Here is an 8,261-nt window from a genome sequence, read left to right on the forward strand (position 1 = left end):
CGCTGGCGCAGGGCAGCTGGGGCGACCCCGGGCTCGCCGACGAAACGCTGTCGCTGGTGTCCGGCCAGTTCCGCCGCTTCGCCGACGAGCGCATCGCCCCGCAGGCGCAGGCCTGGCACCGCGACGACGCGCTGATCCCGCTGCCGCTGGTGGCGGAGCTGGCCGCGCTCGGGGTGTTCGGCCTCACCATCGCCGAGCAGCACGGCGGCATGGGCATGGACAAGCTGGCCATGTGCGTGGTGACCGAGCAGCTCAGCCGCGCGTCGCTGGCGGTCGGCTCGCTCGGCACGCGCTCGGAAATCGCCGCGGAGCTGATCGGCCACCACGGCACCGACGCGCAGAAGGCGAAGTGGCTGCCGCGCATCGCAAGCGGCGCCACACTGCCGGCGGCGGTGTTCACCGAGCCTTCGGCCGGCTCGGACCTGGCATCGGCGCGCACGCGCGCCGTGCTGGAAGGCGGCGTGTACCGGCTGACGGGCAGCAAGACCTGGATCACGCATGCCGCGCGCGCCGACCTGATGGCCGTGCTGGCGCGCACCGAAGCGGGCGGGCGCGGGGCAGCAGGCCTGTCGATCTTTTTGGCGGAGAAGCCGCGCGGCACGGCCGGTGACGACTTCCCGGTGGAAGGCCTGAGTGGCAGCGAAATCCCGGTGCTCGGCTACCGCGGCATGAAGGAATACGAGCTCGCCTTCGACGGCTTCGCCGTTGCGCAGGACGGCCTGCTGGGCGGAACAGCGGGCCGCGGCTTCCAGCAGCTGATGTCCACCTTCGAATCGGCGCGCATCCAGACAGCGGCGCGCGCCGTGGGCGTGGCGCAGAACGCGCTGGAACTCGCCGCTGCTTATGCGCAGCAGCGCCAGCAGTTCGGCTGCGCGATCGCGCAGTTTCCGCGCATCGCCGGCAAGCTGGCCTGGATGGCGGTGGAAACCATGCTGGCGCGCCAGCTCACCTGGGCCGCCGCGCGGCAGAAGGACCAGGGCCTGCGCTGCGACGTGCCGGCCGGCATGGCCAAGCTGCTGGCCGCCAAGGTGGCCTGGGCCAATGCCGACTCAGCCCTGCAGGTGCACGGCGGCAACGGCTACGCGCAGGAATACGCCATCAGCCGCGTGCTGTGCGACGCACGCGTCCTCGGCATCTTCGAAGGCGCGGCAGAGATCCAGGCCGGCGTGATTGCAAAGGGCATGCTGCGATGAACGGCCAGAACGAAACTTTCGACGTGGTGATCGTGGGCGGCGGCGTGATGGGCAGCTCGGTCGCCTACCACCTGAAGACACTGGACGCGCGGCTGTCCGTGCTGGTGCTGGAGCGCGACCCCAACTACACCACGGCGTCCTCCACGCTGTCGGTAAGCTCGATCCGCCAGCAGTTCTCGGCGCCGGTGAACATGGCGCTGTCGCGCAACAGCTTCGCGTTCCTGCGCGAAGCGGCGGACCGCCTGCAGGTCGATGGCGACCGGCCGGACGTGGCGCTGCAGGAGCGCGCCTACCTGCAGCTGGCCTCGCCCGCGGGCGCCGACGGCCTGCGCGCCATGAATGCCGTGCAGCGCGCGCACGGCGGCGACATCGCGCTGCTGGAGCCTGACGATCTGGCGCGGCGCTTTCCCTGGCTCAGCATCGACAGCATCGGTGCGGGCAACCTGGGCCTGCGCGGCGAAGGCTGGTTCGACGGCTACAGCCTGCTGCAGGCGTTGCGGCGCAAGGCGCGCGCGCTCGGTGTGGAGTACCGCAAGGCCGAGGCCGTGTCGCTGCGGCGCGAGGGCGAACGCATTGCAAGCGTCGGCTGCGCCGACGGCAGCACCGTGGCGTGCGGCATGCTGGTGAACGCGGCCGGCCCGCACGCGGCGCGGGTGGCGGACATGGCCGGCTTCGCGCTGCCGGTGCACCCCGAGCGGCACTGCGTGTTCGTGTTCGACTGCAAAACGCCGATTCCCGATTGCCCGCTGGTGATCGACCCGAGCGGCATCTACTTCCGCCCCGAAGGCAAGGGCTTTCTGGCCGGCGCGCCGCCGCGCGATGCGCACGCGCCGGAGAACCGCACCCTGGAGATCGACCACGCGCAGTTCGAGGACGTGCTGTGGCCGGCGCTGGCCGCGCGCGTGCCGGCTTTCGAGGCGATCCGCCAGACGGCCGTGTGGGCCGGCTTCTACGAGATGAACAGCTTCGACCACAACGCCATCATCGGCCGTGCGCCGGGGCTGGCCAACATGCTGCTGGTCAACGGCTTCAGCGGCCACGGCATCCAGCAGTCACCGGCCGCGGGGCTGGCGCTGGCCGAGCTGATGGTGCACGGCGCCTACCGCACGCTGGACGTGGGCGAACTCGGCTACGAACGCATTGCGCAGAACCGGCCGGTGCGCGAACTGATCGTCATCTGACACACCACGGAGAACCGCAATGATCTGCCGCATGTGGAAGGGCTTCACGACGCCCGCGAACGCACCTGCCTACGAACGCTACCTGCGGGAAGAATTGTTCCCGCGCCTGCAGGCCACCATCGCCGACAAGGGCTATCTGGGCTTTCACATCCTGCGCCGCGACGTGGGCGAGGAAATCGAGTTCATGACGCTGGTGTGGTTCACCTCGCTGGAAGCGATCAAATCGTTTTCCGGCGAAGGTTTCGAGCGCGCGGTGCTCACCGACAAGGCGAAGTCGCTGGTGGCGCGGTGGGAGGAATTCGCCACGCACCACCAGCTGGTGGAGACGTCGATGGCGAAGTCCTGAGGCCACCGCCTGGCGCGTGGCCCGCGCCAGGCGCAGGACCGCCGGGGTGATCTAATGCACCAATGGCAGCAAGAAAAAAAGACGCATCTCCCTGGTTGGGCATCGGCGCGGAAATGGGTTCCGCCACGAAGGCCCTCGTGCTGCAGGGGGGCGGGGCCCTGGGGTCTTACCAGGCTGGCGTTTACAAAGGCCTCTTCGAAAATGGCAACGAAGTCGACTGGGTTGCCGGCGTCTCCATCGGCGCGATCAATGCCGCGCTCATCGCCGGCAATCCGCCGCAGCGGCGGGTGGAACGGCTAACCGAGTTCTGGCAGTTGCTCTCGTCCGGCTATGGCCAGAGCGTCCCGGCATCCTGGGGCGACCGTGCCGCACTGAACCAGTGGAGCGCGCTGTACGCGATGACCATGGGCATCCCGGGGTTCTTCCGGCCCCGCATGGATCCCGCGCTCCTGCTGGGCGGCGCCGCCCCGGTGCTCAGCTTCTACGACAGCTCGCCGCTGAAGGCCACGCTTGAAAGCCTTGTGGACTTCGACCGCATCAATCGCCGCGAAACCCGCCTGAGTGTCGGCGCCGTCAATGTACGGACAGGAAACTCGGTCTACTTCGACAACACGCTGCAAACCATCCAGGTCGAGCACATCCTGGCCAGCTGCGCGCTGCCGCCGGGCTTCGCCCCCGTGACCGTGGCCGGGGAGTCCTATTGGGACGGCGGCATCGTCTCCAACACGCCCCTGCAGTACGTGCTCGACTCCCATCCGCGCAGCCAGCGGCTGGTCGTGCTGCAGGTGGACCTGTTCAGCGCGCGCGGCCCGCTTCCCACCACGCTGTCCGAAGTGGCCGAGCGCCAGAAGGACATCACCTATTCGAGCCGCACGAGAATGAACACCGACGCGCTCGCGGCCAACGTCAATCTCCAGCAGGCACTGGCCGACCTCATCAGCAAGCTGCCGCCGCGGCTGCGCAATGCGCCCAGCGTCGCGGCGCTGCAGGCGCAGATGACCTATGCGCCGATCGACATCGTGCACCTGATCTACCGTGACAAGGCTTATGAACCGGACTCCAAGGACTACGAGTTCTCCCGGGCGACCGTGCTCGAACACTGGGACGCGGGCGCCCGCGACGTGCAAAGCGTCTTGGACCACCCGGCCTGGCTGAAAGGGGAGTCCTCCTGTGGAATCACCACGTTCGACCTGATCGAACCCGAGGTGGTCAAAATTCGCACGCCTTCCAGCGTACTGGACGGCGGCACCGGGAAGCCCGCATCCAAAACCGTGTAGAGGTTCCATGAACATTGAAGAAGTCGGGCGGCGGGCCTTCGCCATGCCTCTGACCAGCCCGGCCTTTCCGCGGGGTCCGTACCGGTTTGTCCGCCGCGAATTCCTGATCATCACTTACCGCACGGACATGGATGCGCTGCGTGCGGTGGTGCCTGAACCACTTCTCGTGGAAGAGCCCCTGGTCAAGTACGAGTTCATCCGCATGCCGGACTCGACCGGCTTTGGCGACTACACCGAGTCCGGCCAGGTCATCCCGGTCCGCATCCAGACGAAGGCCGGCCTGGAGCAAGGCGCATACGTCCATGCCATGTACCTCGACGACCATCCGCCGATTGCCGGAGGGCGCGAACTCTGGGGCTTTCCGAAAAAGCTGGCGTCGCCAAAGCTCGACTACGAAACCGACACGATCGTCGGCACGCTCGACCACGGCAAGGTGCGCGTCGCGACCGCGACCATGGGCTTCAAGCACCAGGCACTCGATCCGGCGCCCATTCTGGCGGGCATCGCGCAACCCAATTTCCTGCTCAAGATCATTCCGCACGTCGATGGCACGCCCCGCATCTGCGAGCTGGTGCGCTACCACATGGTCGACGTCACCCTGCACGGCGCGTGGACGGGTCCGGCGGCACTTGAGCTGCATCCGCACGCTCTCGCGCCTGTCGCCGACCTGCCCGTGCTGAAGGTGGAAGGGGCCGTGCACTACATCGCGGACATGACATTGGCGCTGGGCACCGTCGAACACGACTATCTCGCCTGAATTCCATTCCCCGCTTTCATCCACCCACAGAACACCATGCAGCAACTCAAAGACAAAGTCGCCTTCATCACCGGATCGGCGAGCGGAATCGGCAAGGAAATCGCGACCCTGTACGCCGCGCAGGGCGCGAAGATCGTGATCGCGGACCTGAACAAGGAAGCCGCGGATGCGACAGCGGCGGAACTGAAAGAGCACGGCGGCCAGGCCATCGGAGTCGCCGTCGACGTGACCGATGAAAACCAGGTCGAGGCGGCCGTGGCGCAAGCGGCCGCCGCCTTCGGAGGCATCGACATTCTCGTCAGCAATGCCGGCATCCAGATCGTCCATCCCGTGGAGGAGTTCAGTTTCTCGGATTGGAAAAAGATGCTCGCCATCCATCTCGACGGCGCGTTCCTCACCACCAGGGCTTGCCTGAAGCACATGTACGCGCAGGGACGCGGCGGAAGCGTCATCTACATGGGGTCGGTGCACTCCAAGGAAGCCTCGGTCCTGAAGGCCCCTTACGTCACCGCCAAGCACGGGCTGATCGGCTTGTGCAAGACAGTGGCCAAGGAAGGCGCCAAGCACAACGTGCGCGCCAATGTCATCTGCCCCGGCTTTGTGCGCACGCCGCTGGTGGAAAAGCAGATTCCCGAGCAAGCCAGGACACTGGGGATCAGCGAAGAGGAGGTCATCAAGAACGTGATGCTCAAGGAAACGGTGGACGGCGAATTCACCACCACCATGGACGTGGCCCAGGTGGCGCTGCTGTTCGCGGCATTTCCTTCCAACGCGCTGACGGGTCAGTCCCTTGTCGTGAGCCACGGCTGGTTCATGCAGTGACCCGGCCGGGGCGCGCGAGAGTGCGGCGTCAAAGCCCCGCCAGCCTGCCCCCGTCCACCGTGAGGCACGCCCCCTGCACAAAGGCCGCGTCGTCGGAGGCGAGATACGCCACGACAGCGGCGATGTCCTCGGGTTTGCCGACATCCGACGCCGAGAGATGCTCGACCCCGGACTTCACCTGGGGGTTGTTGCGCAGCATCGGCGTCTCGATCGCGCCGGGAAGAATGGCATTGGTTCGGATGCCCAGCTCCTTGCCTTCGATGGCCGCGGAGCGCGTGAGCGACAGCATCGCGGCCTTGGCCGCCGCGTATGGCGCCACCAGTGCCTCCGTCTGCAGCGCATGGATGCTCGAAATATTGACGATGGCGCCGCCGGGCTTCATGTGCCGAAACGCGTTCTTGATGAAGAAGAAGGCGCCGAGCAGGTCCACACCCAGCACCGCGTTCCAATCCGCACCGGAAAACTCCTGCAGCGGCTTGAACGTCATCAGCCCCGCGTTGTTGACGACCGCATCGAGCCGCCCGAAGCGCGACATCGCCGCGTTGACCGTGGCCTCCACCTGAAGCTCCTGCGAAACGTCGCAGCCCGCGGCCATCGCCTCGGGCGCGCCGCACTGCAGCACCGCCGGCAGCATGGCCTGGACACGGGCCTCGTCGAGATCCACCAGCACCAGCCGCGCGCCTTCGGACGCCAGCCTCTTCGCTGTTGCCAGGCCGATGCCGCCGGCCGCGCCGGTGACGATGGCAACCTTGTCCTGAAATCGGCTCATGACGGCTCCTGTTCGCTCATTGGGTGTTGCGCGGCGCATCGGCGGACGCGGGCGTGCGCCGGGCCTGTTCGCGCTTGCGCACCGCCCAGTCCTCATGGTGCTCGCGCGGTGAAATGATGGGAACCTGCAGGCACACGCTCTGGGTGGGCAGCACCTCCCCCCAGTCGGCGATGAGCTTCTTGTACGCAACGCCCACCGGCCGGATCTTGCGCTCCAGGTCGAACAGGCCGAGTTCGTTCACCCGGCCATTGTTTTCCCGCAGCGCGGTGTCCCAATCGACCTGGTCGGTCAGCGAGTACCACGTGAAACCGACCACGGGCATTCCGTCGTTGCGAACGCGCAGGACGTTCGCCCATTCCTTCCACAGCCAGTTCACCGCTTCGTTGCCGTCCGCGCCCTGGACGAGATTGGTTTCCGTGTGCATGACGGGCAGCTGGTAGCGCTCGTAGTACTGCCTGGTGATGACGGAATAGCCGAAAATTTCCCCAGAGGCGCGCGTGCTGCCGTCCGCCGCAACGCGATGCTCGTTGGTGCGGTAGTAGTCGTTGCCCATGATGCAGTGGTGCTTGAGCGTGTTGCGCAGGAAGAAGTGGTACTGCTCCCGGCTCATGCCGTTGTCCATCAGGTACTCGTACATCTGCGAATCCACGCGCCTGCCGTAGTTCAGGTCCAGCGAGAGGAAGCGCTGCGCGTTCAGATGTTCGGCGGGGCCGATGGCGGCGGGGTTCTCGGCATGGAAGTACTCGGAGGACTCGCTCTGGATGAAGATCGCGTCCGGCCGCAGCTGGATGATTTCCTGCATGGCGAGCACGTTGGCCTTGACGATGTTGGTCAGCGCCGTCACGAACGCCCGGTCGCTGCGCAGCTGCTCGTTCCACCAGCCGTACAGCGCCGAGAACCGGGCGCAGATGAACATCTCGTTGACCGGCGTGTACAGCTGCACCCACGGGAAGCGTTCGGCGAATGCCTTGGCGTATTGCGCGAACAGCGCGGGGAAATCCGGATTCTGGAAATTGCCCATCCAGTCCGGCACACCGAAGTGGCACAGGTCGACGATGGGGATCAGGTTGAGGCGAAAGAGCTCGCTGAACGTTTCGTCCGCGAAATCCCAGTCGTAGCGCCCAGGCCCGAGGAAGGTCTTGTGCAGCGGCGGGCCGTACCGCAAAAAGCGAATGCCGAGATCCGCCGTGAGCGCGAAGTCCTTTCGCCAGTGCGCGTAGTGGCCGCACTTCTCCATCTCGTCGACGCGGACCGTCCCCTGGCCGATGGTCGGAATGCTGTTTTCAATGCCGGTCGCGAAGATGAAGCCGGGCGGCGCCGCCGGCATCGTCATGCGCGGTGTCCTGCCACCGGCTGTTCCGCGCCGCCCAGGCAGCGGTCGTTCATGAGCGTGTGCATGGGCGCGACACTAACTTGGAGTGCATGCGTCTGCTGTGCGGTGTTGGCAGATGTAGGGGTGGGCGGCATCCTACGCTTGGCCCGAGTCCCATTAGTTTTCGGGGAGACCGAGCTGGCGCATGACCGTTGCGCAGCGCTGGCGCATGGAGCTGTCCGGGCCGCCCATGGCCAGATAGGAAGACACCGTGAATCCAGGCGCTTCGGTAACAAGCCTGCCCAACGTCTTTTTTCCCTCTTCGAACTGGCCAAGTTCTCCTTGCGCTGTCGCCAATAGCCGCAATGTGGGCACGTGACGTTTGTTGACCCGCAATGACCTGTGGATGAAGGTGGCAGCTTCCTCGTATTGGCGATTAGCGACCAATGCATTCCCCGTGAGCAAATCGAAGAAATAGCGCCAGGTGTCAACGCCGATTAAAATCTGACCCACTTTCCTGCAAGGTCGCCGAAGTAAATCTGACCCACCCGGGTTCATTCACTTCTGCCTCTCGGTCGCGCAGGGCGAAGCCCGGAGCGACCGA

General features: G+C 66.0%; 9 protein-coding genes. 6 read left to right on the forward strand and 3 right to left on the reverse strand.

Annotated features, from left to right (window positions below):
* The 6 genes from H0U68_RS15745 to H0U68_RS15770 form a co-directional block, all read left to right on the forward strand.
* A partial coding sequence (locus tag H0U68_RS15745; protein ID WP_296357250.1) for an acyl-CoA dehydrogenase family protein occupies positions 1–1,193 on the forward strand: 1,193 nt, incomplete at its 5' end.
* Positions 1,190–2,374: an FAD-binding oxidoreductase gene (locus tag H0U68_RS15750; RefSeq protein WP_296357251.1), complete on the forward strand. Its 1,185-nt coding sequence runs from the start codon at positions 1,190–1,192 to the stop codon at positions 2,372–2,374. The genes H0U68_RS15745 and H0U68_RS15750, both read left to right, overlap by 4 nt.
* Positions 2,375–2,393: 19 nt before the next feature.
* Positions 2,394–2,720: a hypothetical protein gene (locus H0U68_RS15755; RefSeq protein ID WP_296357253.1), complete on the forward strand. Its 327-nt coding sequence runs from the start codon at positions 2,394–2,396 to the stop codon at positions 2,718–2,720.
* Positions 2,721–2,782: 62 nt separating this feature from the next.
* Positions 2,783–3,997, forward strand: coding sequence for a patatin-like phospholipase family protein (locus H0U68_RS15760; RefSeq protein WP_296357255.1), 1,215 nt, complete (start codon positions 2,783–2,785; stop codon positions 3,995–3,997).
* A gap of 7 nt (positions 3,998–4,004) precedes the next feature.
* On the forward strand, positions 4,005–4,754 hold the full coding sequence (locus tag H0U68_RS15765) for an acetoacetate decarboxylase (RefSeq protein ID WP_296357258.1): 750 nt from the start codon (positions 4,005–4,007) through the stop codon (positions 4,752–4,754).
* 36 nt (positions 4,755–4,790) lie between these two features.
* A complete protein-coding gene (locus H0U68_RS15770; RefSeq protein ID WP_296357260.1) occupies positions 4,791–5,576 on the forward strand; it encodes a 3-hydroxybutyrate dehydrogenase in 786 nt (261 codons plus the stop codon).
* 28 nt (positions 5,577–5,604) lie between these two features.
* Here the strand turns inward: H0U68_RS15770 and H0U68_RS15775 are convergent, their stop codons facing one another.
* The 3 genes from H0U68_RS15775 to H0U68_RS15785 all read right to left on the reverse strand — a co-directional run bounded on the left by H0U68_RS15775 (position 5,605) and on the right by H0U68_RS15785 (position 8,215).
* Positions 5,605–6,384: an SDR family NAD(P)-dependent oxidoreductase gene (locus tag H0U68_RS15775; protein WP_296357262.1), complete on the reverse strand. Its 780-nt coding sequence runs from the start codon at positions 6,382–6,384 to the stop codon at positions 5,605–5,607.
* Positions 6,362–7,678: a family 1 glycosylhydrolase gene (locus H0U68_RS15780; protein ID WP_296357263.1), complete on the reverse strand. Its 1,317-nt coding sequence runs from the start codon at positions 7,676–7,678 to the stop codon at positions 6,362–6,364. The genes H0U68_RS15775 and H0U68_RS15780 overlap by 23 nt, the downstream gene beginning before the upstream one ends.
* Positions 7,679–7,834: 156 nt before the next feature.
* Positions 7,835–8,215: a tetratricopeptide repeat protein gene (locus H0U68_RS15785; RefSeq protein WP_296357265.1), complete on the reverse strand. Its 381-nt coding sequence runs from the start codon at positions 8,213–8,215 to the stop codon at positions 7,835–7,837.
* Positions 8,216–8,261 lie beyond the last annotated feature (46 nt).

Source organism: Ramlibacter sp., assembly GCF_013697775.1.
Classification (GTDB): domain Bacteria; phylum Pseudomonadota; class Gammaproteobacteria; order Burkholderiales; family Burkholderiaceae_C; genus Ramlibacter.

Bases quoted from the DNA above. Each gene is read 5' to 3' on its own strand.
- H0U68_RS15750 (WP_296357251.1), top strand. From the start codon at position 1,190: ATGAACGGCCAGAACGAAACTTTCGACGTGGTGATCGTGGGCGGCGGC.
- H0U68_RS15755 (WP_296357253.1), top strand. From the start codon at position 2,394: ATGATCTGCCGCATGTGGAAGGGCTTCACGACGCCCGCGAACGCACCT.
- H0U68_RS15760 (WP_296357255.1), top strand. From the start codon at position 2,783: ATGGCAGCAAGAAAAAAAGACGCATCTCCCTGGTTGGGCATCGGCGCG.
- H0U68_RS15785 (WP_296357265.1), bottom strand. From the start codon at position 8,215: ATGAACCCGGGTGGGTCAGATTTACTTCGGCGACCTTGCAGGAAAGTG.
- H0U68_RS15775 (WP_296357262.1), bottom strand. From the start codon at position 6,384: ATGCGCCGCGCAACACCCAATGAGCGAACAGGAGCCGTCATGAGCCGA.
- H0U68_RS15780 (WP_296357263.1), bottom strand. From the start codon at position 7,678: ATGACGATGCCGGCGGCGCCGCCCGGCTTCATCTTCGCGACCGGCATT.
- H0U68_RS15765 (WP_296357258.1), top strand. From the start codon at position 4,005: ATGAACATTGAAGAAGTCGGGCGGCGGGCCTTCGCCATGCCTCTGACC.
- H0U68_RS15770 (WP_296357260.1), top strand. From the start codon at position 4,791: ATGCAGCAACTCAAAGACAAAGTCGCCTTCATCACCGGATCGGCGAGC.